Genomic DNA, 24,546 nt, shown 5'->3' on the forward strand with positions numbered 1-24,546 from the left:
CTGCTGGTCAGGGGAGTGCGGTCAGCTGCTGGGCGCCAGATCGCCTTCCGCGGCCCGTGCCTGCTCCGCGGGGGCCTGTGCGGGCTTGCGCAGATCGATGGTGATCAGCAGGCCCGCGAGGAGCGCGGCGCCCCCGGTAATGCCCGCGGCCCACAGACTCGCGACGGCGTAGCCGTGGACGGTCGCCTCGGTCACGGCCCGCTCACCGCGGCCGCCGGCCGCGATCCGGTCGGCCGTCACGCTGGTGGCGATGGCGTTGAGGAGGGCGGTCCCGATGGAGCCGCCCAGCTGTTGGGAGGTGCTCACGAAGGCCGACACCACACCCACCTCCTGCGGGGGCACGCGGTAGGTGGCGGCGCTGATGCAGGGCGAGATGACCAGTCCGACGCCGATGCCGAGCAGGATCTGGGTGGGCATCAGGGTCGAGGCGTAGGAGCTGCCGGGGGTGAGCCGGCCGAGGTTGAGCAGTCCCAGCATCGCGATGAGCAGGCCCGGCACCACCAGCAGGCGCAGCGGTACGCGGGGCACCAGCCGGGCGGCGATCTGGGTGGAGGTGATCACCGTCGCCACGGTCGCCGGCAGGATCGCCAGCCCCGTGCGCAGCGGCGAGAAGTCCATGACCACCTGCAGCTGGTAGGTGAGGATCAGGAACAGACCGAAGAGGCTGACCATGGCCAGGGCGATGGTCAGGCTGGCTCCCGCCCTGTTGCGGTCGGCGACCAGCCGCAGGGGGAGCAGCGGAGTCGGCCCCTTGGCCTGGGTGACGCCGAACGCGGCGAGCAGGACCACAGCGGCCGCGAGACAACCGAGGACGCGGGGCGAGGTCCAGCTGTGGGTGGCCGCCTGGTCGAAGGCGTAGACGAGGGCCAGCATCCCGCAGGCGGAGAGCACCGCGCCGGGGACGTCCACCCGCTGGCGGTTGGCGGGCATGGCCGGCAGCAGCAGCCAGGCCCCGGCCACCACGGCCGCACCGATCGGCACGTTGACGTAGAAGCACCAGCGCCAGTCGAGGTACTCGGTGATCACACCGCCGCTCAGCAGTCCGATGGCGCCGCCGGCGCTGGCCACCGAGCTGAAGACACCGAACGCCTTCGCGCGTTCGCGCGGTTCGGTGAAGGTGGTGGCGAGCATGGCCAGGGTCGAGGGGACGAGCAGCGCGGCGAACACGCCCTGCGCCGCGCGGGCGGCGACGAGCACCTCGGCGTTCGGGGCGCCGCCGCCCGCCACCGAGGCGGCGGCGAAGCCGATGGCCCCGGCCACGAAGGCGCGTTTGCGGCCCACGAGATCGCCGACTCGTCCGCCAAGCAGCAGCAGTGCACCGAAGGCGAGGGTATAGGCGGTCACCACCCACTGCCGGCTCGCGTCCGTCATCCCGGTGTCCTGCTGGGCCCAGGGGAGGGCGATGTTCACGATGGTCATGTCCAGCATGACCATCAGCTGGGCCAGGGCGATCACCCCCAGCCCCCACCACCGGTAGCGCACCGACCTCTCGGTGGAGGCCGCTGTTGCCTGTGCCATGTCCTGACGTCCTTCCATCACCGCGGGCGGCAGCCCGTCCGTCTTCCGCTGGCGGACACTAGAGCAGATTTCTTAACCAAGTCAATTCACAGACTCGGTCACCTGATTGCCCGGGTAAGGGATGTGCTAGGATGACCTGGTGAATGCGCCGATGGGCTTGCGGGAGCGCAAGAAACAGCGAACGCGAGAGACGATCTCCGATACGGCGATCACGCTCTTCCTGGAGCACGGGTTCGACCAGGTCTCGGTCGTCGACATCGCGGCCGTGGCCGAGGTCTCCAAACCCACGCTGTTCAAGTACTTCCCCACCAAGGAAGACCTGGTCGTCCACCGGTTTGCCGACCACCAGACGGTGAGCAGCACCGTCGTGGCGGAGCGGCCGCCGGGGGTGTCCGCGATCGACGCCCTGCACCAGCACTTCCTGGACGGGCTGGCGGCCCGGGACCCCATCACGGGGCTCAACGACGACGAAGGCGTCCTGGCCTTCCACCACCTCGTCTACTCCACGCCGAGTCTGGTGGCACGCGTCAGCCAGTACCTGGCCCAGGCCGAGGAGGCGCTGGCCCGGACCCTGGTCGACGCGCTCGACTCGGACCGCGAGATCACAGCCGCCCTGCTGGCCGGCCAGGTGATCGCCACGGAGCGCATCCTGGCGTCGGTGAACTGGCAGCGCATCGTCGCCGGCCGGTCCGCGGACGAGGTCTACCCCGAGGCGGTGGCCGACGCCGACCACGCCTACGCCCTGCTGCGCCACGGCCTGGCCGGGGTCGCCCCCAAGAAGTGAGAACAACGACGACGGCGCCGCCTCCGAAGAGGCGGCGCCGTCGTCGTGCTGTCGTCGTGCGCCGGATCAGCCGGCCGGGTCCGCCGGCTCCGCCGGGCCGTGGCCGGGCTCCTGCCGGGGCAGGTTGTTGTGCCGCTCGATGTAGTCGGCCAGCCGGTCCATGCTGTCCGTGCCGCGCTCCCGGAAGGCCCTCGCCTGGGAGGCCATGTCGGCCGGGGACTTGTTCTGGCCGAGCTTGTACACGCCGTCGATGCGCCCGATCGGGATCTCGAACCCCTGGATGAGCCGGAGGTACTCGTCGAACAGTGCACTCGCCCGGCGCGGCAGCGACCAGGGCTGCTTCGGCGCGAGCCGGCTTTCCTGATCCTCGATCAGGTCGTCCAGCTGGCGCATGGTGCGCACCTCGTCCAGCAGCCGCGGCCGTCCCGTGACGTGCACGGCCGCATAGGCCCAGGTGGGGAAGTGCGGCTGGGAGGCGTAGTGGTCGGGCGAGATGTAGGCGCTGGGACCCAGGAATGCCACCACCACCTCGACATTGTCGGCGAGCGCCTCACAGATCGGATTGCCCCGCGAGAGGTGCCCGCGCAGCTTGCCGTAGGGCCAGGCGTGCCGGTCGAGCACGAACGGGATGTGGACGGCGGCGGGCCGGCCCTCCACCGACAGCGCCATCAGGCCCAGCGGGTACTCCTCGATGAGGTCCCACTGCGTCTCGAGGTCCGGCGGCCGGAAGTAGTCGGGGCGGTAGACCATCTGCATTCTCCTTTCCGTGTGGGGGTCTGATCAGGCGGTGGTGGCGGACACCGCGCCGCCGAGCAGCGAACCGAGGTAACCGAGCACCGCCGCGCTGTCCCCCGCCGGCGCGGTGAGCCCGATGTAGCCGTCCGGGCGGACGAGGACCAGCGTGTCGGCGCCGAGTCCGTAGGCCGCCGGCCGTTCGCCGAGCAGGCAGGTCCTCAGGTCGTCCGGGCCCGCGGCCGCCACCTCGCGCAGCGCCGCCTCGCAGCCGGCTCCGAAGCCGAGCAGCGTGAAGTGCGGGCCGCGGAACACGTCGAACAGCCGGACGAGCTGGCCGGCCATGTCCAGACACACCGAGTCCGGGGCGCGGTCGCCGGCCTGTACGCCGCCGGTGTCGGTGAGCGTCGCACGGCTGAGCGAACTGGCCCGGTACTCCAGCCCGAGCTGCAGTGTCTCCTGGGTCAGGCCGGCCTCGGCGCCGCCGAGGCCGCCGGTCATCTCCTCGTACACGCTCCTGGTGCTGGCGACGCTGGTGTCCAGCGTCCAGCGCGCCACGGGGAGCCGCTCCTCCTGGTAGGTGTCGAGCAGCTCCGGTGCCGCCCCGGCGAGGACGAGCGCGAGCTTCCAGCCGAGGTTGTAGGCGTCTTGGACGCCCGTGTTGGCGCCCAGGGCCCCGAGCACGGGGTGGACGTGCGCGGCGTCCCCGGCGAGGAACACCCGGTCCACCCGCAGCCGGTCGGCCATCCGCACGTTGATCCGCGAGGTCGACAGCCAGGTCGCGTCGTGGACCCGGATCGGCATCCCCGTGGCCCGGTCGACGGCCTGCTGGAGGGCTTCCACCGACGGCTCCATGGGCCGACCGTCCGCGTCGACGGGTGGTGTGGCCTGGATCTGCCAGGAGCGCGTGCCGCTGAGCGGGCACAGCATGACCACGCCGAGGTCGAGGTCCAGCCACTGGTACCAGGCGTCGGGAGCCAGCCCGTCGACCTCGACGTCCCCGACGATCAGCTGCTTCTCCGGCTCGGTGAAACCCTCGAAGGAGATGCCGAGCCGCTTGCGGACCAGGCTGCGGCCGCCGTCGCACCCGACGAGATACGCGGCTGACACCTGCTCGGTGCCCTGCGCGGTGGCCAGGGTGGCGGTCACCCGGTTCGCGTCCGTCTGGTCGAACCCGACCAGTTCGGTGCCCAGTTCCACGGCGACCCCGTAGTCGGCGAGCCGCTCCCGGAGGATCTCCTCGACCCGCGACTGCGGCATGAAGTGCAGCCGGCGGAACGGCTCGCCCTGGGTGGGCGCGTTGTCGAGGTACGGGATCGTCTCGTTGATCAGCCGGTCACGGCGGTAGCGCCGGAACGGAAGCCGCTGCGTACCGGACGCCAGGACCTTGTCGATGACCCCGAGGTCGTAGAACACCTCCAGGGTCCGGGGCTGAATGCCGGCCTTGCCGCGCGAGGCGGTCGTGAAGCTCTGCTCCTTGTCGATGATCCGCACCGGTACGCCCCGGCGGGCCAGTTCGAGCCCGAGGGTCAGACCGGTCGGGCCGGCCCCGCTGATCAGCACGCTGACGCTTTCCATACAACCCGTCACTTCGTCGTTGGGTGGGCAATTGCCCAGGTCAGGCTGCACGGTATGAAGGGCTCCGGCCTCCGGCTAACCCCTAGGGATCCCCTAGGGTCAGGTGATCCCGACGGCGAACAGCCGCGGCAGTTCGTAGGGGTGTCGGGTCGGCGACGGTTCGAACACGACGAGCAGCGATGGGACCTCTAGTTCCTATTCGACGGATGGAACAGATCATCGTCGGGCAGTCCCTCGCCCCCCGTCGGCACTCCTGCAAGCGTCACGTCGGCATGCGCCGCGCCTTCAGCCGCCCCAACGCGCCGCCGTCTGGAAGCTGCTCGACAGTTCACGCTGCCTCAACGGCCGCAAGCGGACTTGGCCATGAGGGCTGAACGGCGTTTGTCTGCAGATCGCCATTGGCGTGCCACTGATCCGCGCGTCATAGATGCCAAGCATCTGCTTCTGCACGCGACCTCACTGGGAACCGACTGATCCCTCCCGGGACAGCGAAAATCAACGGGTACACGACCTTCATCGGAGCAATAAGCGGACTGCGGAATCCGCACCCCATGGCCAAGAAGGCGCCCACGAGCGCGACGAAGCACATGAGATGCTGGTCGTCACGAGTTTCCTCATACGTCGACTCGACCGAGCGGAAGCTCGGCTCGCAGTCAAGCCAAGCAAAGCATGATCTTGCGGGGCGCGGATGACTGTCTTGATGCGCTTCCCGCCCTCGACGTACTCGCCTGCGGAGTACGCCGTCGCCGTGTGCTGACCGGTTTTCAGGGGACAGGTCCGCCGCGGACGGTCCCGGGCCTTCTTTTCCGCATAGAGATCTGCGTGAGGCACTCGATCGCGTCGTCCTGGGGGCTGTATCCGTTTCCTCGCGTTGCGCCCCGAAAGCGTCCCAAACGGATGATGTACGGGTTCGGGCATCGGATCGGCTCAGCGCAGTCGCAGTCCTTGAGGGAGGATCCCGTGGCGCGGGCGAGCTGTCTCCCCGTGTAACGACTTTCCGATACGAAGTCAGATACATGCCTGAATGCCACCGTGACGGTCATCGGGTCAGCAAGCCGGGACACCTCCACGTCCGATGCTGACCGTTTGCTGACGCAGGCGACCCTGTCACGCCCTTGACCTGCACAAATACCTGAACGCTAGATCTTGGACTTGAACATGGTACGAAACACGGAGAAACTCCCGATTTGTCTGCTCCCTGCCCGCTTTTCCAGGTCAAGGGCGGTCTCCGGAGCGTACAACGATCCGCATGTTCGGTCAGCTGTCCCCAGGTGTTTCAGGGCTCACACTGACCCATTGCTGACTTTCGTGACGCGTCATCAGGCGGGCTGCGCGGCCGCGGGTGGTCACGGTCGCGAGGGCTCGACCGGGTACCTCGGCGACGGCAGTGCCCCAGCCACGGTGCCCGTGTTCTGCCGTCTCGCTTCCGGACCACTCAGTTCCCCCGCCCCGGTACCTGAGGAGTAGCCCACCCTTGAGAGGAGTAGCCCACCCTTGATACGGCCACGGCGGCCGGCATCGATTCCGCCGTCCTCGGCCGTCTGATGGGCCACGACGCGTTCGTCCACCAATGCCCTGGCAGGTGCCGGCACGGTGCTGACCATGTGTCAGGTCCCACCGTTCCAGGACGAGTAATCTGCACGAGTGAGCGCCAGGCCGTCGCCGACGTCGCCGCGTCCGCTGCCGAGTTGATCCGGCGCGCGGCCCTTTTCCTGAAGCTGAAGACCTGGAAGGGCAAATCTCGGACCGCTCGGCTCCGCACCGCCGTCCCCGATACCGGCAAGACGTGCTGAGTCCTGCCGGGGAGGCGATCAGCCCTGGTGGAGCAGGAGCCACCGGCTATTGAGGCGGCTACGGTTCTCCGTACATGACGGACTGTCCAACCGTTCCGAACGAGGCCTCCTGAGGCGGAGCCCCTGCGGCCGCGCACCCCTGCGCCCCCGCACACCCCGCACTCGGACGCGCACGCGCACCCACTCACGACAAAGGCCCCCGGGGCGGACACCATCCGGGGGCCTTCAGGTCAATGTCGGATCAGGATCAGACGTGCTCGACGACCGCCGGCTGCGCAGAGGCACCCTCAGTGTCGGGCCCCGTCCCCCGCAGCGTGACCTCCTTCACGAACACCGCCGCCACCAGCGCGACCGCGGCCACCACGGCCCCGAGCAGGAACGCCGAGTGCGTACCGGCGGACACCGCGTACTGGTACGCCTCCCGCGCCGCCTCCGGCAGCTTCGCCAGGCTCGCCGCGTCCAGCTGCGCCGACTGCTCGGTGACCTTCGACCCCAGCGCCCCGGCCCGCTCGGCCATGACGTCCTGGACCCGGCTGTTGAACAGCGCGCCCATGATCGCGACGCCGAAGGAGGAGCCGAGCGTACGGAACAGGGTGCTGGACGAGGATGCGACGCCCATGTCCTTCATCTCGACGCTGTTCTGCGCGACCAGCATGGTGACCTGCATCAGGCAGCCCATGCCCAGCCCGACGACCGCCATGAAGACGCCGGACGTGACCCGCGAGGTCCCGGTGTCCATCGTGGACAGCAGGTACAGCCCGACGATCATCAGGACACTGCCGACGACCGGGAACACCTTGTACCTGCCGGTGTTCGTGGTCACCCGCCCCGCCAGCATCGAGGTCACCAGCATCGCGCCGAGCATCGGCAGCAGCAGCAACCCGGAGTTGGTCGCGGACGCCCCCTGCACGGACTGCTGGTACAGCGGCAGGTACAGCGTCGCCCCGAACATCACGAAGCCGGTGATGAAGCCGATGACCGACATCAGCGTGAAGTTCCGGCTGCGGAAGATGTGCAGCGGCACCACTGGCTCCGCGGCTTTGGTCTGCCAGTACACGAACCCGGCGAGCGCGGCGACACCGATGCCGATCAACTCCATGATCCGCGCGGACGTCCAGGCGTACTCCGTGCCGCCCCAGGTGGTCACCAGCACGATCGCGGTGATCCCCACGGTCAGCAGCACGACGCCGAGGTAGTCGATACCCGCCTTGGCCCGCTTCTTCGGCAGGCGCAGCACCACACTGATCAGACCCAGCGCAACGAGACCGAGCGGCAGGTTGATGTAGAACGCCCAGCGCCAGCCCCAGTTGTCGGTGATGGTGCCACCGACCAGCGGCCCGCCGATCATCGCGAGCGCCATGACGCCGGCCATCATGCCCTGGTACCTTCCACGCTCCCGCGGCGGAATCAGATCACCGATGATTGCCATGACCCCGACCATCAGACCGCCGGCGCCGAGACCCTGCACGGCACGGAAGCCGATGAGCTGGCCCATGTCCTGGGCCATGCCGCTGAGCGCGGAGCCGATCAGGAAGATCACGATCGAGCTCAGGAAGACGCCCTTGCGGCCGTACATGTCACCGAGCTTGCCCCACAGCGGGGTGGAGGCGGCGGTGGCGAGGGTGTACGCGGTGACGACCCACGACAGGTGTTCGAGCCCGCCCAGTTCACTCACGATCGTCGGCATCGCCGTACCGATGATCATATTGTCGAGCATCGCGAGCATCATCGCGATCATGAGTGCGAAGAGCACGAGCCGAGTACTCCTGGGCTGTTTCCCCGTTTCCGGCTCGACCGTGTCGACCGTCTGTGTGTCCGCCATTGTTTCCTCTCTCCCGGGACTGCGGCCCTGATCTGCCCGTTGTCCTGCCGAATCGCTCTCACCCAGCCACTTACTTGCCGCCCGGCAAGTTGACTACACTCGGGAAGGTAGACCCGTAACTAGCCGGGCGTCAAGTAAGCTATCTAGTCGGGCGGCAAGTAAGTTCGCAGGAGGCGTGAGGAGCGCGACAATGGGCGGCACGATGGACGACACCAAGCGGCAGCGGCGCGGAAACACCCGCCAGCGCATCCAGGACGTGGCGCTCGAACTCTTCGCCGAGCAGGGCTACGAGAAGACCTCGCTGCGCGAGATCGCCGAGCGCCTCGAGGTCACGAAGGCGGCGCTCTACTACCACTTCAAGACGAAGGAGGAGATCCTCGTCAGCGTCTACGAGGATCTGACCCAGCCGATCGTGGAACTGATCGAGTGGGGCAAACGGCAACCGCAGTCCCTGGAGACGAAGCAGGAGATCCTCCGCCGCTACCACGACGCCCTGGTCGAGGCGGCCCCGTTCTTCCGCTTCATGCAGGAGAACCAGGCAACGGTGAAGGAACTACGCATCGGCGAGATGTTCCGCAACCGCATGCTGGGTATGCGCGACATCCTCATCGACCCGGACGCCGCCCTGATCGATCAGGTCCGCTGCGTCAGCGCGGTGTTCACGATGCACGCCGGTATGTTCGCCCTCAGCGACCTCCCGGGCACCGAAGAGGAGAAGCGGAAGGCGGTCCTCGAAGTCGCGACCACCCTGATCACCGAGGCACACCAGGGCACGAACGCGTCCTAGAGGTGTCCGGACGGACCTCTCAAGGATGTTCCGCGAGCGGCGGTCGGTTTCCTGGCTCTCAAGAGTGGGTTGTCCGGTTCCAGGTCCTGTAGTTCGCCGCCTGTGCGGTGTGCTGGTGGACGTGGGCGGCGGCCTGCGTAGCCGAGCGACCTGTCGGATGCAGCCTGGGGAGCTGATCCGGCCGGTCGTCACCGCCTGGAAGGCGAGACAGCCCTCGGTCTGCGGGCACGCGGGGCAGTACGAGATGCGGGAGACCGTGAACGCGATCCGGTGTCAGGCCCGCACCGATCGCCAGTGGCGATTCCTGCCGCACGATCTGCCACTGACGAGCCGGCCGCACACGGAAGCCGGGTGCACTCGTCGATCGCGGTGAACTGGAAATATTTGATTCGACCGCCGCGCCGTCCCTGCGGCATCGAAGCAAGCGGTCAGATGAAGTTCACATCGGTCCGGACGCGGTGGCCGGGCAGTTGCGTCGCCATGCGTCCGTCATGTGCGGCGGGTAGCGAGGCCGAGTTCAGTGGCCTGTGCCACCGTGGCGCTGCCTGGCTCGCGGCAGAGTCACGATTCTCCTTGCAGGTCGGGGAAGAGGGCGCGGGTGCGACGAAGGTCAGGTGTGACGAAGACTCCGTCGGCTGTGACCAGGTCCGTAGCGGGGTCCTCCTGGGTGGTGATCGACCCGGTCACGAAAATCTTGCGGTCGTCTGTGCCGGTGACTCGACCGAGGATCCTCAGCGGTGTTTCCAGCGACACCGGCCGGTGGTAGCGCATCTGAAGGGAGACGGTCAGGCCGGGCATTCCGGCAGCTGTGCAGGCGCGGCCCATGACCTCGTCCAGGAGCATGGCGCTCATGCCGCCGTGGCCGTACCCGGGCGGGCCTTCGTGGGCGATGCCCAGCGTGCAGTGACCGATCAGGCCGTCCGAAGTGGGCGTTACGTGCACGGGCGGGGCCAGCGGGCTGCCGGCCCCGGTGACAGGGCTGTACATCCGTGCCCCCGCCGGGAACTCGTCCACGTCGGGAATCTCCGCACGCGCGCGCCGTCGCCCCGTCAGCTGACCGGTGACGTGACGGACGCCGTCTGCCACACGGTGGAGTGTGTCCGGGGAGGCGGCGGTTCGAACCGTGGCTTCCACCAGGGCGCGCAGTTCGTGTCCGAGGCGGGTGATGGCCGCCTTCTGGTACTCCAGGTCCTCGGCTGTCGCTCGTGCGCGCGGGTCGGTGCGGGAGGTGTGCATCGGGTTTCTGGGTGCGGTGGGGTGGCGGGGCGAGGGCTGGGCGAGGTCAGTCATCGGCCCGGACGAAGACGGGCTTGAGATGCTTCTCCGGCAGCGCGGTCGGCAGGTCCTCCCAGTCGATGACATGGGAGACGACCCTCTCGGGGACGACCTTGCCCGAGGCGGCGAGCTCGAGGGCGTCGGGGATGTGAGCGCGTACGCTGTCGCGGGCGATGCGCAGGGTGACGCCGGTGAGGTACATGTCGAGCAGGGGCAGTTCGCCGGGGCGGAAGTGATTGCCTGCCGATTCGCAGATCCCTTCCGGGGCCAGGCACTTGACGGCCAGGGCGAGCTGGTCGACACGGCCAGTGGCCTCGACGGCGATGTCGTAGCTCTGCGGGATCGGCTCCAGGGCTTCGGCCGTGGAGGCGCCGTACCCCCTGGCGATCGCACGGTGTTCGGGCTCCGGATCGACGTAGAGCACCTCGGAGGCGCCGAGGGCGCGGGCGATGTCGCAGACGTACAGGCCGATGCTGCCGCGGGCGACGACCAGCACCCGCGCTCCGGGGCGGGCCTTGAGGCGGGGGGCGACCAGGCGCCAGGCCAGGGACCAGTTGTCGCTGGCGGAGGCCATGGCGACCGGGTCGAGGCCGGTGGGCAGGGGTACGAGCATGGCGTCGGCGTAGGGCACACGGACCAGGTCGGAGAAGAGTCCGCCCCATGTGCCGCCGATGGGGGCGCCGTACATCGCCATGTACGGCACGGACTCGCAGTGGGCGGTCAGCCCGGCCCGGCAACGGTCGCAGGTGCCGCAGTTGATGGACCAGGGAACGACGACGAGCTCGCCGGGAGTTACGGCAGTGACGGAATCGCCGGTCTCGACGACCCTGGCGACGCACTCGTGGCCGAGGGCGAAGGGCGGGTCGATGAAACCATGGCCGGCGAGGATGGACGAGTCGACGTCACAGGGGGTGGCGGCGACCGGAGCGACGATCGCCTCCCCGTCCGACTGGAGCTTGGGGTCGGGCGCCTCGCGCCACTCGACGGTGCGCTTGGCGACGTAGGTCAGTTCACGCATCGGCGCGCTGCTCCTTCGCCAGAGCCACCAGGTCGGCGTACCGGATGACCGACCCGCCGGCGCCCCAGGTGCCGTCGGGCTGCTCGTACACCAGCACCCACACCCGCAGGGCGTCGTCCGAGGCCAGACCGGCGGCGGCGAGAACAGTCTTCGTCGCCTCCTCGACCAGACCGGCCTTGCGGCGCTCGGAGAGGGCGCCCTGCGGGACGGTGACCTCCACCAGGAAGCGCGGTGCGCCGTCCTCGGCTGTGGTCTGGGCGCCCTGCGGCAGTTCGACCAGGTAGCTCCAGGCCTGGGCGCGGAAGAAGGGTGTGTCAGGCGCACCCTCCCAGCGCAGCAGCACCGCGGCAAGGTCTCGCTGGACGCTGCTGCGGCCCTGTTCGGTCAGGGCGCCGGCCGGGGCCGTGAGCCGGATCATCGGCATGGACATACCTCTCTTCGTTTCGTGCGACGGCATGCGTCTATGACGGTCGTCATAGACGGCGACCACGCTAGACTATGACGGTCGTTATATCCAGTGGGGTCAGAAGGGATCACGTACGTGACCAAGTCCAGCCCGTCAGCGCGCGAGCGGATCGTGGCCGGTGCGGCCGACATGATCAGCCGGCGCGGCCTGAACGCGACGAGCATCCGTGAGACGGCCAAGCACGCCAGGGCCCCGCTCGGGTCGACGTACCACTACTTCCCCGAGGGCAAGCAGCAACTGGCCACCGAGGCCGTCCGTTTCACAGGTGAGTGGACCGCGCGCAGCCTGCGCAAGGAGCTGGCGGCGGGGCCGGTCGCCGGCCTGCGGGCCTTCCTCGCCCTGTGGCGCAAGATCGTCGTCGACAGCGACTTCCGGGCCGGCTGCCCCGTACTCGCCGTCTCCATCGAGGAACCTCCCACCGACGAGACACCCGCCGCCCTCACGGCCGCCGCCGACGTCTTCACCACATGGGAGAGCCTGCTCGCCGACTCGTTGCGCGAGCACGGCGCCGAGTCCGACCAGGCGGCTCAGATCGCCACGCTCATCGTCGCGGCCATCGAGGGGACCGTGGCGATGTGCCGCGCCAAGCGCAGCACCCAGCCCCTCGACCACACCGCGGAACAGTTGCAGGCGCTCATCCTCGCCACGATCAAGGACTGAGCCGGGCCGCGCTCGACGTCTCGGACTTCAGACGCCCAGCGCGGCGCGGACCGCCTTGGCTCTCTCCTCGGTGAAAACCCCACTCTGCAGCAGCGGCAGGATCGACAGCACACCCCCGGACGAGCCCCAGCTGCCCTCGTCGATCACCCGGAAGTTGACCCACCACGCCGGCGCCGGCTTCTCCAACCCACAGGCCGCCGCCAGCGCGGCCAGGACACGCTCAATGACCTCGGCCCGCACCTCCGGCTGCCAGGCGGCATCCATGACCGCGAGGTCGATCACCATCACGTCAGGTTCCGGGCCGGCGTCCGCCAGCAGCCGACCGCCGATGGCCATCATGTCCCGCTCGCGCTCGACGAAGTGCACCTGGAACCCAGGCCGGGCGGCCGGAGCGTGCTGCCCCACCTCGGGCACCAGCACCGCGTCGGTCAGCGTCTCGGCCAGCTCACGGCGCTGCTCAAGGCTCAGGCGCCCCTTCGGCGCGTTCACGGTGATGATGGTCACGACACCCTCCTATGACAGTCGTTATAGACAGCGGCAGGTTACACCCCTCTATAACGACTGTCATATCGAGCTTTGCCTTACGGGTTCACGGGCGCGGCAGTCGGCCGACCGCTGCCGCGCCGCGCGTCCGGCCCATGTCTGGGATGCGGCCGCCGCGACCCGGCATACGTCGGCACTCAGCCGCTGCGAACCTGCACGCCTGCCAGGCCCTCGAGACGCTCGTGCGCGGCATGCGGCTGGAGGCCGTTTGGTAGGCCGTTTGGTAGGCCGTCACTGTTTCGGCCTGGTCAGCGTTGATCAAGCTCAGACAGCTGGACTCGATGCCGCTAAGGCTCGGGTGCTGCCAGCCGGGTCAGGGCCAGGCCCGCGAGGAGTGCGGCTCCGACCGGGAGGGCGGCGTCGTCGAAGCGGGCATAGGGCTGACCGGTGACAGCGTGTGGCTCACGTCAGACCACCGTGTGCCCCACGGTGCCGTCAGCACCTGTCCGTTCACCTCTGTTGGGGTATCCACACTCGCATGGCGCCGTTGCTGCGGTTCGCCCAGGCGTAATAGGGCACGGCGGTCAGCTCGACGGACCGGTCGGCGAGTCCTGTGGGAGCGACGTCCGTGAGATACGGCCACCAACCGGTCTCGTCCGGCGCGAGACGTCGACCGGAGGCGACGATGGTGGTGACGCCGCCCAGCAGGTCGGGGCGTTCGCGCACGGTGGGAGCCTTCGAGGAGTCGAGGACGACATCGTCGAGGCCACCAGCATTGTCGGCTTCCTCCAGGCAGTACACCAACGGCCCGCGCTCCACTGCCACGCAGCCGCGCACGGCATCGACATATGGGTGTGGGTGGGTCAGGCGCACCGGCAGGGCCAGCTCGAGCCGGACGGTGTCGCCTGGCCGGAAGGTCCGGGTGATGCGCAGCCAGCCGCGCTCCGGCTGTTCCTGTCCGGGCTCTTCGTTCACGGCCAGCCGGAACTGTGCGCACCACGCGGGAAGCCGAAGGGAAAGCGTGCGCTCCCCTGCAGGAGCGTCGTCGACGGTCACGGTCACCGTGCCGTGCCACGGGTACTCGGTAGCCACGCGGACCGCGAAGCCGTCCCCCGCGTACTCGCCGGTGGCGTACTGGTGCAGGTGCAGACCGCTGTCGTCGACGCTCGAGAAGTAGTGCGGGAGGCCGGCCAGCAGGCGCATCGCGTTGGGCGGGCAGCAGGCACAGCGGAACCAGGGCGTGCGCTGCGAGGTCTGGTCGCCGGGGCGCTCGTGCGGACGAGCACGCCGCTGCAGCGGATTCACGTACAGCCAGGTACGCCCGTCCAGTCCCACGCCACCGAGGAAACCGTTGTACAGGGTGCGTTCGATGAGGTCCGAGTAGCGCGCCTCGCCGGTGAGCAGTGCCATCCGCCAGCTGAAGTGAACCGAGGCGATGGCAGCACAGGTCTCGGTGTACGCGCGGTCGGAGGGAAGCTCGTACGCGTCCCCGAAGGACTCCCAGTCGTGCCGCGAGCCCATCCCTCCGGTGAGGTACGTCTTCGTGGAGACCGCATCGGTCCACAGTCGCTCCAGCGCCTGCCGGAGCCGGCCGTCGCCCGTCTCGGTCGCCAGATCGGCGGCTCCCGCGAGGAGGTAGAGCTGGCGTACGGAGTGCCCGGTCACCTCCTGGGCCTCGCGGATCGGGGTGTGGTCCTGCCAGTACTCGGGCCCCGGGTCCCGGTCATGGCCGCGGTCGGCGCCCGAAGCCAGAACACCGTGGCCGCGCCGTTCCAGGAAATAGCGGGCCAGTTCCAGATACCGCTGGTCGTCGGTGGTGCGGGAGAGCTCGACGAGCGCCGTTTCCACCTCGGGATGGCCGCACACCCCCTCCACCTGCTTGCCAGGACCGAAGACGGACTCGATGTGGTCGGCGAACCTGCCCGCCACGTCCAGCAGGTCGCGGCTTCCAGTAGCCCGGTGATGGGCCACTGCAGCCTGCATCAGGTGGCCCGCACAGTACAGTTCGTGCCCCCAGCCGAGTTCGGTCCACGGCTCACCGCCGCCGAGCTGGTAGTACGTCTGGAGATAACCGCTTTCCATCTGGGCGGCCGCAACGAGCCGGACGATCCGTGCGACTTCGTCGACGAGGCCGGACTCCGGTGTGTCGGCCAGCTGCCAGCAGGCCGCTTCCAGCCACTTGTAGACGTCGGAATCCTGGAACTGGAAGTCCCCCGAGAACGCGCGCGCCGTTCCCGCGTCTGCGGCTGCTCGCAGGTTGGCGAGGTTCCCGGCTTCTTCGAGCCGCTCGGGACCTTCCAGGATCGACACTTCGGCGTTGGTCCGGCGACGCGTCGCCCAGAAGCCGTCCGTGATGCGCGCGACCAAGGCGGGCCGGTGCACCGCGGCTGAGTTCGCGCTGGGGAGGACCGGTCCGGTGCGTGGCGTGTGCAGCTGAGCCTCCGAAGGGCGAGAGATGTAGAAAACGCTTACCGGTCACGCTAAGGGAACGCCGTGCACCCACACAAGAGAGGCGACTCCGCCCTCGAACGGACAACCTTGAGCACATGTGCGAAACGTGCAGGACAGAGGCCTGAACTGTCGATGACAGCCAGGAAGCGTTCGCCGCCGGTCAGGGTGCGTTCGCTTTCGAGCAGCTCTTGGGCATGCCAAACCATTGACGCTGATCCTCGCCGACCCTAACTTTTAGAAACCGATTTCTGAAACCGAGCCGAAGCCACGCCTGCCGCTGTTGCCCATCGCGCGCCGCCTACTGCCCTTTGCCCGCTGCCCGTTGGCCGCCAAGAAGGAGATCCGTCATGCCCGCAGCACCCTTGAGCCGCCGTCACTTCGTCCAGTTGGCCGGCGCCGGCACTGCCGCCGCTGCCACGAGCAGCTGGCTCTGGCAGTCCGCGCCGGCCGCGTACGCGGCGGAGTCCGCGGAGGACGGGCGGGCGGACAGGCAGGCCGGTCTGGTCGACCAACTGGCCCTCGGCGACGAGGAGTCGGAGTCCGCTCATGGCTTCACCTCCGACGGCAGCAGGATTGTCACCGACGACAACGATGTCAGAGGCAGAGTCGCCACTCCCCTCGCCCCGGTCGGCGTCAGAGGCGGCGAGCTCCGGTTCACGATGAAGACCGACCCGGCGGCCCAGAACTACCTCACGCTCAAGCTCTGGGGCGGCGACTCCTCGCCTTACAGCACCCTCGCCTACCTCAACGGCGAGCAGATCGGCTTCCGCCGCAACTCCGATTACCAGCCGCTCAGTTTCGGCTTCTCCAAGCCAGCGCCCGGCCGATTCACCTACCAGACCACGATGCTGCCGCTGGAGATGACCGCGGGCCGGGAGCAGGTGGAGATCACCCTCCGTACCTACCAGAGCAGTTACAAGGGTACGGTCACCGCCGACTCCCGCACCTACTACAGCGTGTACACCCACACCGCCGCACACCTCGACGAGTTCGGCGCGGACCTCCCCGGCTACACGCCGCCCGCCGGCACCCCTGTCGATCTCACCGACGCGAAGAAGCAGGAGCTGATCGACGGCTTGCGCACCGCGCAGGTCGCCCTCTTCAACAAGCTCTCTGCCCAGATCGACGCCTCGGCCTCCGGCAAGCTCTCGATCGTCCGGTACGTGGACGACCTGCGCTTCTACGCCGGGGTCCTGACCACCGACTGGTGCCCGGCCACGACACCTGCCGCGAAGAAGACCGCCCTTCTGCGCCTGTTCAAGTGCATCGACAACCACGTCATGGACTACTACGGCAACACCAGGCTCCTGCTCCGCGGCGGCCACCAGGGCGACTGGGGCGGCTACTACGGCGCACTCGGCGAGGCCCTGTACATCGCCGAGAACGTCATCAACGACGCCGACATCTACGGGGCCGACACCTTCAGGGCCTTCCTCGACGAGGAGTTCACCACCGGCACCGAGGAGGGCGAGACCTCCCTCAAGGACGTCGACTTCGACGGCTCCCCGCTCACCCGCCGCGCCGCCTGGGGCCGCTGCCTCAAGGCCAACTTCGACTTCGCGCGGTCGCGGCTGTCGTACATCTACAACCAGATGTTCTTCACCTACGAGGGCGCCTGGGAGGCCCACGAGGGCCTGCGGGTGATCGGCTCGACGTTCTACGAGGGCAGGAAGCGCAGCCATGCGATCCTGGGCGAGGCCCTCGGGATGGTGCCGTTCCTCGGCGAAGAGGTCCTGGTGGGCCCCGACGGCGAGGACCTCGACCTGTACCACTCGCTCTTCTACCACGACCAGACCGCGCGCTTCACCGACGACTACGTGCAGATCGTGGGCAAGGGTCTGGCGAAGAGCAAGCTCGACAGGGACGGCGAGATCGTGCGGCGGCTGCCCTACGGCAGGCACTACACCGGCATCACCGCGGCGGGCCTCACCCGCGAGAACACCTACGTCGGCAACTACGGCGAGGAGGCCTCCCAGTACCTGGGCGAGTACTTCTTCAAGACCTGGGGCCACGAGGGCGACGAGGAGCTGAACGACGAGATCCTCAAGCTCACGCTGCGCAATCTGCACGCCCGCGCCCACACCCGCTACCCCGCGGCGGACGACAGCGGCAAGAACCGTCTGATGCGCACCGAGGGCGTCATCGACGAACGCAACGTCTACGTCCCCGGCATCCCGGGCTACTGCATCCGCATCAACCGGGGCCAGTCGCTCTTCCTCGCCGCCGTCGAGGCACACATGGCGGCGCACGCCGACCGCTACACGGACAGCGGCTGGGACATGTACTGGGAGTACGCCCGCGAGGCCGTCGGCTTCGCCCAGCAGCAGCTCGCCGACCGCCAGTACTTCAACCAGTTCAACGCCGTCACCCAGTGGCTCAAGGTCGATCTGCGGCTCGCCGAGACCTGGGCGTATCTCACCGGCGGACGCGCGACATACGACCGTTTCGGCACCGTCAAGGCGAAGAGGGTCCTGCCGCAGACCGACTTCCGCTCCTACAGCGCCGCGGAGATCGCCGAACTGGGCGTGGACCCGGCCGACTACGAGCAGTTCGCCTGGGTCGACATCGACAACATGTTCCTGTCGATGCGCGACGGCGACACCCGCGTCTTCGGCTCGCTCTACGTCCAGAACCGGGGCGTCGCGGGGAGCGGGCGGCTGCACGTCATGGCCCCGGCCCATGAGCACACCGTGCAGCTGCGCACCAACGGCCGGTTCCAGTTCCGCGACTACTGGGCCCGCACCGACAACATCGACGCCGACTTCATGGAGGACATCAACACCGGCGACAACTGGGCCCTGCAGGCGCTGGCCGGGGAGATCTGCCCGATCGCCCACCAGCCGGGCGTCGGCACGATCAGCCGCGAGAACTTCGAGCCCGACCACCCCTACTCCGGGTACGTCGACTTCCTCACCGCCCGCTACGGTCGGTACCTCTTCGGGATCAACACCACGCGCGAGGTCTACGGCAACAAGCGGACACACCGCCTCGCCGTGCCCGCCGGCCACCGCCGCTCCACCGTCCTCGACCTCGTCTCCGGGAAGGAACTGCCGGTCAACGGCGGCCATGTGACAGTCCCGCCGTTCACCGCCGTGGTGCTCAAGCTGTCCGAGGACGCGACCGAGACCCTGTCGCCGTCCGTCGTGCGGTACGCGGCGGCCCTGCCCGGCGACACCTGCATCGGCGTCACCTGGACTCCGACCCCGGGCGCCACCTCGTACACCATCGAACGGGCGACCCGCGAGGACGGCCCGTACGAGACCGTCGCCGAGGGCATCAAGGTCCTGTACTGGCGCGACGAGAAGGTCAAGCAGGGCAGGCGCTACTTCTACACGGTCACCGCCGTGAACAGCGCGGGCCACGGCTGGTCGTCCTGGCGCGCCGAGGCGGCCCTTTCCGCGCCCGTGTCGCGGGACCTGACCGGCTCCGGCTGGCGTGACGACCGGCTCGGCTCCCAGCAGAGCGGCAGGACCTCCGTCAGCGGCGCACGCCTCACCATCGCGGGCGGCGACGGCACGGGACTGGGCAAGGGGGACGACTACATGATCGCCACCCGGGACATCGATGACTCCCTCCTCTTCTGCAGCCGCGTCCTGGCCGGCACCGGCACGGTCACCGCACGCATCGACGACCACAAGGGCGCCCTGACCGGCCTGATGCTGCGCGACAAGATCGACGCCAACACCCGGTACCTCTATTTCGGGGCCGACTCCGACGGCACCCTCGTCCTCGCCAACCGCGACCGCGACAGCCGCCACGACTGGCAGGACCAGGTGCGCTCCCCGCGCGACGCCAAGATCTCCGGCTTCACCGCCGCCGACCACCCCTACCTGCGGCTGATCCGCGACTACGAGACCCACCAGGTCCTGGCCTTCGCCTCGCCCGACGGCACCTCCTGGACGTACGCGGGCTCGATGCTCACGCCCCTGCCGTACGCCGTGCACGCGGGTGTCGCCGCCTCCGGTGACGCCGTCCTGGCCGCGGTGAGGGTGCGCGACACGGCGAACGGCGCGCTGCTGCCCTACGTGGCCGAACGCGAGGCGGACACGGCCGTCGTCGCCTGGAACAAGCCCGAGGACGCCACCGGTTTCACCCTCTACCGGACCGCGGACGCCGATACGGCCGCCACCAATCCGCTTCAGCACGGGGCGGGTTGGGAGAAGGTCCTCATCGGCACCCGGCTCCGCGGCTGGACGGAGAAGGAACTGCGGCACGGCAGACGCTGGTTCAAGGTTGCCGCCTCCCTCGCCGGCGGCTCCAGCACGGTCAGCGAGCACGCGGCGATCGCCGTCGCCGAAAGCCTCGCGCAATTGCTCGCACGGGCCAGGAAGACCGACGCGTCCGACTGGACGATGAAGAGCTACGCGGCATTCACCGCCGAGCTCGACCGGATCGAGAAGGCGGGCGCGGAGGCGGGCACCGACGAGGACGCGCTGATCGACGAGGCGTACGCCGCGTACGACCTGCTGACGTCGCAGGACGTGCCGCAGTGAAGTTCGAGGTCAGGGAATGCTCGGGGGACGGCCTTCAGGAGGGTTCGTCGAGGAGGCGCTTGGAGTGCATGCCGTCGACCATCCCGAGGAAGGGCGGATGGATGCTGTAACCGAGCATCCGGCGGATGTCCTCGGACACCACTCGGACGGTGTCACGGGTGGTGGAAAGGGAGAACGCCTCCTGTGGCCTGAGCCACGGCTCGCAGTACTGGGCCGTGACGGCCAGGCGGGCGCGGTCCGACGCGTTGGCGCCGCCCCCGTGCCAGAGGGTGCCGGCGAAGAAGACGCATGAGCCGGCTGGCATGACGGCCTTCACGCGGGCGTCGCCGTCAGCCGGCCGGCGGTCGCCCCAGCGCTGGCTCCCCGGCAGGACCACGGTGGCGCCGTTGTCCTCGGTGAAGGCGTCGATGGCCCACACTGTGGCCGCGCTCAGCGGCGGCCGGGGACGGGGCACGGGGTACATGCCGTCGTCGGGGTGCAGCAGCTGAGCGTTCTCGCCGGGGAGGATGTTGATGACCTGGAGTTGGGAGAGCAGGTAGTTGGGCATGAGCAGCCGGTCCAGGAGGGCCAGCACTCTCGGGTGGTCGACCAGTCGGTCACAGGCTCGGGTCTTGTTGAGGACGCTGTAGACGCGCTGAGTCAGGCGGCCCTCGAAGGTGTTGCGGCCGGTCCTGTCCAGCAGGGGCGTCACGGCTGCCCGGATGTCCGCGCACTCTGCTTCGGTGAGCAGGTTGTCCAGGATGACGTATCCGTCGCGCTCCAGGGCGGCGAGGTCGGCGTCGACAACGGCGGCGGGGACTGCGGCTCCACTGCTTTCTGTGGCCGTGTGCCGTCGAGCCAGGTCGGTGTGAAGCCCGTCGAGCGAGTCGATGGCGTCCACGTGGCTGTGGCCGGGGTCCGGTAGGTCGGGCGTGTGAGACATGACGTTGTGCTCCTTGGCATGGACCGATGAGCTCGTGCTGCTGTGCACACAGGAGCATGTCGCCGCCCACCACATTCGCGCCGGAAGGCCCCAGACCGACCTCCGACCGCGCGACCGGGTCATCCATCCGGATGTGGCCGCCGGCAACTCCGGCCCACCCACGCGCAGCATTCGCCGGGAGCCCTGGCGAGCGAGAGCGTCGACACACCCCAGCACCCCAACCTCGCGCCGGCCACCTCCACCTCGCTCAGCCACCTCGCAAGCGACCGCTCGACACAGCCCGCACTTGCTAACCGGATAGCTGTCCGGTACGTTTCATTACAGCGGACAGCTGTCCGCTTAGGCCCCACGCTACGCCACGTAGGTGATCGGCAATAGCGGGCGGCACTACCCACACACCTGACCACACGGAAGGTTTCATGCCATGAATCTGCTCGTCCTCGGTGCCACTGGCCCCACCGGTCGCCACGTCGTCGACCTGGCCCTCGAGGCTGGCGACACGGTCACAGTCCTGGCCCGCAGGCCGGAGGCGCTGGACGATCTGGCAGATCGGGTCAACGTAGTCACTGGAGACGCCACCTCGCACAACGATGTCACGAAGGCCATGATCGGGCAGGACGTCGTCATCTCGGCCCTCGGCAGGAGCACGTCCGTGCGCGCCGACGACCTGTTCACCCGCGCCGCAGCAGCCGTGATCGGCGCGGCCAAGGAGAAGGGTGTATCCCGCCTGGTATGGCTGTCCTCGTTCGGCGTGGGTGACACCTACCGCTCGGCGAGCCCAGCGCAGAAGGCCATGTACCGAACGTTCCTGCGGAACATCTATGCGAACAAGGAGATCTCCGAGCAGACGATCCGCTCCAGCGGCCTGGACTGGACGCTGGTCTACCCGACCATGCTGACCAAGAACCCCGCCAAGGGCACCTACCTCGTCGGCGAGCGTCTCCCGATGAAGGGCAACCCGACGATCAGCCGCGCGGACGTCGCCGACTTCATGTACAAGGCGGCCCAGAGTCCCGAGTGGATTCACCGCGACGCCGTCATCACGGACTGACGACGAGCCAAGATCCCCCACCACGCGACTGCCGCGCCACGCGGCGACCTCCCGAACGGACCGACAATGAGCCCTGCCTCCCCCGCCTCCCACGACTTCCTGCTCGGCGGCGACCTGCCGATCAACCGCATCGGCTTCGGGGCCATGCGGCTGTCCACCAACGGCTTCACCGGACCGGCCCGCGACCCCGAATCCGGTCGCGCCGTCCTGCGCCGCGCCGTCGAGCTCGGCGTCAACCACATCGACACCGCCTCCTTCTACCGCAGCGACGACGGCGCCGTCAGCGCCAACACCCTGATCCGCGAGGCCCTGCAGCCGTACCCGGCCGGCTTGGTCCTCGCCACCAAGGTCGGCCCGTGGGACACCCCCGACGGCGGACTGCAGCAGACCACCGACCCCGCCGCCCTGCGGCCGATGGTCGAGGCGAACCTCGAAGTCCTCGGCGTCGACCGCCTCGACCTCGTCTACCTGCGCATCGGCATGATGGAACCGCCCCACGGCGAGTCCGTCGCCGCACGCTTCGAAACACTCGCAGCGATGCGCGAGGAGGGCCTGATCCGGCATCTCGGCCTCAGCAACGTCGACACCGGTCACCTCGCCGAGGCCCGTGCGATCGCGCCCGTCGCGGCCGTGCAGAACCACTTCCACGCCGGCAAGCGCGACAACGCCGAGCTTCTGACGGCCTGTGAGGAGGCCGGTATCGCCTTCGTGCCGTTCTTCCCGCTCGGCGGCGGCAGGGGCGACCTCTCCGGTGACCGCATGGCCAAGGTCGCCGAGCGGCATGGCGCCACGGTCCCCCAGATCGCCCTGGCCTGGCTGCTCGCCTCCTCCCCCGTCACCCTCGCCATTCCCGGCACTGGGTCCCCCGCTCACCTGGACGAGAACATAGCCGCCGGGTCGATCAGCCTCACCCCGGAGGATCTCTCCGACCTCGCGTAACGCGAGAAGCACTCCGCACCACCGGGGCGGCCACACGGAGGCCGACCGCCTTCAGCGGGATTCTTGCGAGGAACCCCGGGCGTTTACGCCCGGAGGAATCGCATCCTGGGTGAGCGGTGCGGAGCACCGCGGTGGCATCCGGCGCGGAGCGCCAGGAAGGCGGTCCGGATCGACAGGGGAATTTGCTGTGTTCGAATGCGAGACCTAGGAGCTCCGGCCAGCGTCGCGGGGGTGAAGCTGGTGGTGCAGGTGAAGCTGCTGCCGGCTCTCGTGCAGGCGGTGGCACTTGAGGCGACTCTGCGTGCCTGCAACCAAGCGGCCACTTGGGCCAGTGAGGTGGCCTTCGAAAGGATGTGAAGAAGAACTTCGGGCTGCGCAAGTTCACCTATGACGAGGTGAAGGCGCGGTGGAATCCGGGCGCCCAGGCCGCCCAACACGTGATTAAGAAGACCTGTGACGCCTACGCAACGCTGACGGCGAACCTGAAGGCCGGGAACCTTGGGAAACCCGGCTCGAAGCGGTACCGCAGGGCCACCGAGAAGCCGATCGTCTTCCGCCCGGAGGGTGCGCAGCCCTACGACGACCGGATGCTGTCCTGGCAGATCGCCGAGCGCCGGATCTCGATCTGGACGGTGTCGGGCAGGGTCAAGGACGTGGCGTTCACCGCTTCTCCTGAGCAGCTGGCCACCCTGGCGCTGTACCGCAAGGGCGAGTCCGATCTGGTGTGCCGGGACGGCATGTGGTTCCTGAACGCGACCTGCGAGGTACCCGAGCAGTCTCTGAACACCGATCCGGTGGACTTCCTCGGCCTCGATCTGGGCATCGTGAACATCGCCACCACCAGCGACGGCGAGATCATGGCCGGCCGCGAAATCAACCGCGTCCGGGTACGCGAACGCGGCCTGCGCGCCAAACTCCAGAAGAAGAACACCCCGTCCGCCAAGCGCCGGTTGAAGAAGCGGCGCCGCAAGGAGGCGCGGCGGGCCAGAGACATCAACCACAAGATCGCGAAACACATGGTGGCCGAGGCTGGGGGTACCTCCCACGCCCTTAAGGCAGTGGGGGAGGGCCACCCACTCCAGCTGGTCCTTCGCCCGGCTGGGAAGCTTCATCGCGTACAAGGCCCGCCGGGCGGGGGTGCCGGTGGCGTACGTCGATCCGGCGTACACCTCGCGCACCTGCGCCCAGTGCGGACACATCGACAAAGCGAACCGGGTCTCGCAGGCCTGGTTCGCGTGCCGGTCCTGCGACGTCGTTGCGCACGCGGACCGATGGGGGTACCTCCCGCTCGAGCGAAGCCGAGAGGGGGGAAGCTCCCGCAACATCCGCGCCCGCGCGTGGGAGTTGTGGCGACGCGGGGCCCAGTCAACGGCCCCTGCCCACCACCGCGGCAGCGGAGCGGGGCTGGACGCAAACGCAGCATCACCGCCAGTGATGCCCGTTGTGCAAGCCCGGCGCTTCAGCGCCTGGTAGTTGACAAAGGCACGCATGAGCCCGACCAGCTCTACCCCCCATCTTCCACGTACGACAACTTCGCGGCCGGCTTCCGGGGCACCGTCCTGCGCAACGGGGACAACGGCAACGGTCGTGCCGCCCCTCACCCAGGACCAGGGCGAGGCTTGGCGATGGGAAGTGTTCGGCAGCGAGACCAAGTACCGGCGACTCGCCGAGATCAAGGCCGTATGGGATCCGCGGAACCTGCTCCGCTGCAACAAGAACATCGCTCCCGCCACCACCGCGTAGCCGCCCAGGAGTTGGGGAAACGCGGCTGTCT

The 24,546-nt window shown here is 68.6% G+C and carries 20 protein-coding genes and 1 pseudogene; 11 read left to right on the forward strand and 10 right to left on the reverse strand.

Going from position 1 to position 24,546, the window contains the following annotated elements; genetic code table 11:
- Positions 1 to 21: 21 nt before the first annotated feature.
- A complete protein-coding gene (locus ACFVJQ_RS26740) occupies positions 22 to 1,518 on the reverse strand; it encodes an MFS transporter (protein WP_385517629.1) in 1,497 nt (498 codons plus the stop codon).
- A 139-nt stretch (positions 1,519 to 1,657) separates the two neighbouring features.
- Here ACFVJQ_RS26740 and ACFVJQ_RS26745 point away from each other — a divergent pair, with 139 nt between their 5' ends.
- The gene (locus ACFVJQ_RS26745) at positions 1,658 to 2,302 is read left to right on the forward strand and encodes a TetR/AcrR family transcriptional regulator (RefSeq protein ID WP_385517632.1); all 645 of its coding nucleotides are present in this window, start codon (positions 1,658 to 1,660) and stop codon (positions 2,300 to 2,302) included.
- Between the two features lie 66 nt (positions 2,303 to 2,368).
- Here ACFVJQ_RS26745 and ACFVJQ_RS26750 read toward each other — a convergent pair whose 3' ends face one another.
- The 3 genes from ACFVJQ_RS26750 to ACFVJQ_RS26760 form a co-directional block, all read right to left on the reverse strand.
- Positions 2,369 to 3,052, reverse strand: a complete 684-nt coding sequence (locus ACFVJQ_RS26750; protein WP_385514521.1) for an FMN-binding negative transcriptional regulator — start codon at positions 3,050 to 3,052, stop codon at positions 2,369 to 2,371.
- A 30-nt stretch (positions 3,053 to 3,082) separates the two neighbouring features.
- Positions 3,083 to 4,612, reverse strand: coding sequence for an FAD-dependent monooxygenase (locus ACFVJQ_RS26755; protein WP_385787612.1), 1,530 nt, complete (start codon positions 4,610 to 4,612; stop codon positions 3,083 to 3,085).
- A 2,040-nt stretch (positions 4,613 to 6,652) separates the two neighbouring features.
- Positions 6,653 to 8,227: an MDR family MFS transporter gene (locus tag ACFVJQ_RS26760; protein WP_385787615.1), complete on the reverse strand. Its 1,575-nt coding sequence runs from the start codon at positions 8,225 to 8,227 to the stop codon at positions 6,653 to 6,655.
- 190 nt (positions 8,228 to 8,417) lie between these two features.
- Between ACFVJQ_RS26760 and ACFVJQ_RS26765 the strand changes: the two genes are divergently transcribed.
- Both ACFVJQ_RS26765 and ACFVJQ_RS26770 read left to right on the forward strand, forming a co-directional pair.
- A complete protein-coding gene (locus ACFVJQ_RS26765) occupies positions 8,418 to 9,014 on the forward strand; it encodes a TetR/AcrR family transcriptional regulator (RefSeq protein ID WP_385514524.1) in 597 nt (198 codons plus the stop codon).
- Positions 9,015 to 9,171: 157 nt separating this feature from the next.
- Complete coding sequence (locus ACFVJQ_RS26770) at positions 9,172 to 9,387, forward strand: transposase (RefSeq protein WP_385514525.1); 216 nt, start codon at positions 9,172 to 9,174, stop codon at positions 9,385 to 9,387.
- A gap of 188 nt (positions 9,388 to 9,575) precedes the next feature.
- On the opposite strand, the gene ACFVJQ_RS26775 is transcribed toward ACFVJQ_RS26770, so the two are convergent.
- The 3 genes from ACFVJQ_RS26775 to ACFVJQ_RS26785 are packed head-to-tail and all read right to left on the reverse strand — an operon-like array spanning position 9,576 to position 11,731.
- Positions 9,576 to 10,304, reverse strand: coding sequence for a PaaI family thioesterase (locus tag ACFVJQ_RS26775; protein WP_385787620.1), 729 nt, complete (start codon positions 10,302 to 10,304; stop codon positions 9,576 to 9,578).
- Complete coding sequence (locus tag ACFVJQ_RS26780; RefSeq protein ID WP_385787623.1) at positions 10,297 to 11,307, reverse strand: zinc-binding dehydrogenase; 1,011 nt, start codon at positions 11,305 to 11,307, stop codon at positions 10,297 to 10,299. The genes ACFVJQ_RS26775 and ACFVJQ_RS26780 overlap by 8 nt, the downstream gene beginning before the upstream one ends.
- Positions 11,300 to 11,731 (reverse strand): 4-oxalocrotonate tautomerase family protein, encoded by a 432-nt coding sequence (locus tag ACFVJQ_RS26785; RefSeq protein WP_385514593.1) that lies wholly within the window; start codon positions 11,729 to 11,731, stop codon positions 11,300 to 11,302. Before ACFVJQ_RS26785 ends, ACFVJQ_RS26780 begins: the two co-directional genes overlap by 8 nt.
- A gap of 117 nt (positions 11,732 to 11,848) precedes the next feature.
- Between ACFVJQ_RS26785 and ACFVJQ_RS26790 the strand changes: the two genes are divergently transcribed.
- Positions 11,849 to 12,433: a TetR/AcrR family transcriptional regulator gene (locus ACFVJQ_RS26790; protein WP_385787626.1), complete on the forward strand. Its 585-nt coding sequence runs from the start codon at positions 11,849 to 11,851 to the stop codon at positions 12,431 to 12,433.
- A gap of 27 nt (positions 12,434 to 12,460) precedes the next feature.
- Here the strand turns inward: ACFVJQ_RS26790 and ACFVJQ_RS26795 are convergent, their stop codons facing one another.
- Together ACFVJQ_RS26795 and ACFVJQ_RS26800 are read right to left on the reverse strand one after the other, a co-directional pair.
- Positions 12,461 to 12,937 carry a 4-oxalocrotonate tautomerase family protein gene (locus tag ACFVJQ_RS26795; protein ID WP_385514529.1) on the reverse strand — a complete coding sequence of 159 codons (477 nt, stop codon included), beginning with the start codon at positions 12,935 to 12,937 and terminating at the stop codon, positions 12,461 to 12,463.
- 489 nt (positions 12,938 to 13,426) lie between these two features.
- Positions 13,427 to 15,283: a glycoside hydrolase family 127 protein gene (locus ACFVJQ_RS26800; protein WP_385787629.1), complete on the reverse strand. Its 1,857-nt coding sequence runs from the start codon at positions 15,281 to 15,283 to the stop codon at positions 13,427 to 13,429.
- A 431-nt stretch (positions 15,284 to 15,714) separates the two neighbouring features.
- Here ACFVJQ_RS26800 and ACFVJQ_RS26805 point away from each other — a divergent pair, with 431 nt between their 5' ends.
- Positions 15,715 to 19,860: a twin-arginine translocation signal domain-containing protein gene (locus ACFVJQ_RS26805; protein WP_385787632.1), complete on the forward strand. Its 4,146-nt coding sequence runs from the start codon at positions 15,715 to 15,717 to the stop codon at positions 19,858 to 19,860.
- A 34-nt stretch (positions 19,861 to 19,894) separates the two neighbouring features.
- Here ACFVJQ_RS26805 and ACFVJQ_RS26810 read toward each other — a convergent pair whose 3' ends face one another.
- Positions 19,895 to 20,782, reverse strand: coding sequence for a phytanoyl-CoA dioxygenase family protein (locus ACFVJQ_RS26810; protein WP_385787635.1), 888 nt, complete (start codon positions 20,780 to 20,782; stop codon positions 19,895 to 19,897).
- A gap of 424 nt (positions 20,783 to 21,206) precedes the next feature.
- On the opposite strand from ACFVJQ_RS26810, the gene ACFVJQ_RS26815 reads away from it, so the two are divergent.
- The 6 genes and pseudogenes from ACFVJQ_RS26815 (at position 21,207) to ACFVJQ_RS26840 (ending at position 24,515) form a co-directional block, all read left to right on the forward strand.
- Entirely contained in the window at positions 21,207 to 21,833 is a 627-nt protein-coding gene (locus ACFVJQ_RS26815; RefSeq protein WP_385787638.1) for an NAD(P)-dependent oxidoreductase, read from the forward strand.
- Between the two features lie 66 nt (positions 21,834 to 21,899).
- Positions 21,900 to 22,772, forward strand: a complete 873-nt coding sequence (locus tag ACFVJQ_RS26820; protein ID WP_385787641.1) for an aldo/keto reductase — start codon at positions 21,900 to 21,902, stop codon at positions 22,770 to 22,772.
- Positions 22,773 to 23,003: 231 nt separating this feature from the next.
- The gene (locus ACFVJQ_RS26825) at positions 23,004 to 23,129 is read left to right on the forward strand and encodes a hypothetical protein (RefSeq protein WP_385787644.1); all 126 of its coding nucleotides are present in this window, start codon (positions 23,004 to 23,006) and stop codon (positions 23,127 to 23,129) included.
- A 380-nt stretch (positions 23,130 to 23,509) separates the two neighbouring features.
- Positions 23,510 to 23,740: pseudogene (locus tag ACFVJQ_RS26830) on the forward strand (transposase); the annotation flags it as partial.
- Positions 23,741 to 23,882: 142 nt separating this feature from the next.
- Positions 23,883 to 24,245: a zinc ribbon domain-containing protein gene (locus ACFVJQ_RS26835; protein ID WP_385787853.1), complete on the forward strand. Its 363-nt coding sequence runs from the start codon at positions 23,883 to 23,885 to the stop codon at positions 24,243 to 24,245.
- Between the two features lie 15 nt (positions 24,246 to 24,260).
- Positions 24,261 to 24,515 carry a BBE domain-containing protein gene (locus tag ACFVJQ_RS26840; RefSeq protein ID WP_385787856.1) on the forward strand — a complete coding sequence of 85 codons (255 nt, stop codon included), beginning with the start codon at positions 24,261 to 24,263 and terminating at the stop codon, positions 24,513 to 24,515.
- Positions 24,516 to 24,546: the final 31 nt, after the last annotated feature.

The organism is Streptomyces sp. NPDC127197 (assembly GCF_042672405.1).
In the GTDB taxonomy this organism is placed as follows: Bacteria; Actinomycetota; Actinomycetes; order Streptomycetales; family Streptomycetaceae; genus Streptomyces; species Streptomyces flavusporus.

Coding starts and splice junctions, on each gene's coding strand:
- ACFVJQ_RS26740 (WP_385517629.1), bottom strand. CDS start 1,518: ATGGCACAGGCAACAGCGGCCTCCACCGAGAGGTCGGTGCGCTACCGG.
- ACFVJQ_RS26750 (WP_385514521.1), bottom strand. CDS start 3,052: ATGGTCTACCGCCCCGACTACTTCCGGCCGCCGGACCTCGAGACGCAG.
- ACFVJQ_RS26755 (WP_385787612.1), bottom strand. CDS start 4,612: ATGGAAAGCGTCAGCGTGCTGATCAGCGGGGCCGGCCCGACCGGTCTG.
- ACFVJQ_RS26760 (WP_385787615.1), bottom strand. CDS start 8,227: ATGGCGGACACACAGACGGTCGACACGGTCGAGCCGGAAACGGGGAAA.
- ACFVJQ_RS26765 (WP_385514524.1), top strand. CDS start 8,418: ATGGGCGGCACGATGGACGACACCAAGCGGCAGCGGCGCGGAAACACC.
- ACFVJQ_RS26770 (WP_385514525.1), top strand. CDS start 9,172: ATGCAGCCTGGGGAGCTGATCCGGCCGGTCGTCACCGCCTGGAAGGCG.
- ACFVJQ_RS26775 (WP_385787620.1), bottom strand. CDS start 10,304: ATGACTGACCTCGCCCAGCCCTCGCCCCGCCACCCCACCGCACCCAGA.
- ACFVJQ_RS26780 (WP_385787623.1), bottom strand. CDS start 11,307: ATGCGTGAACTGACCTACGTCGCCAAGCGCACCGTCGAGTGGCGCGAG.
- ACFVJQ_RS26785 (WP_385514593.1), bottom strand. CDS start 11,731: ATGCCGATGATCCGGCTCACGGCCCCGGCCGGCGCCCTGACCGAACAG.
- ACFVJQ_RS26805 (WP_385787632.1), top strand. CDS start 15,715: ATGCCCGCAGCACCCTTGAGCCGCCGTCACTTCGTCCAGTTGGCCGGC.
- ACFVJQ_RS26810 (WP_385787635.1), bottom strand. CDS start 20,782: ATGTCTCACACGCCCGACCTACCGGACCCCGGCCACAGCCACGTGGAC.
- ACFVJQ_RS26815 (WP_385787638.1), top strand. CDS start 21,207: ATGAATCTGCTCGTCCTCGGTGCCACTGGCCCCACCGGTCGCCACGTC.
- ACFVJQ_RS26820 (WP_385787641.1), top strand. CDS start 21,900: ATGAGCCCTGCCTCCCCCGCCTCCCACGACTTCCTGCTCGGCGGCGAC.
- ACFVJQ_RS26840 (WP_385787856.1), top strand. CDS start 24,261: ATGAGCCCGACCAGCTCTACCCCCCATCTTCCACGTACGACAACTTCG.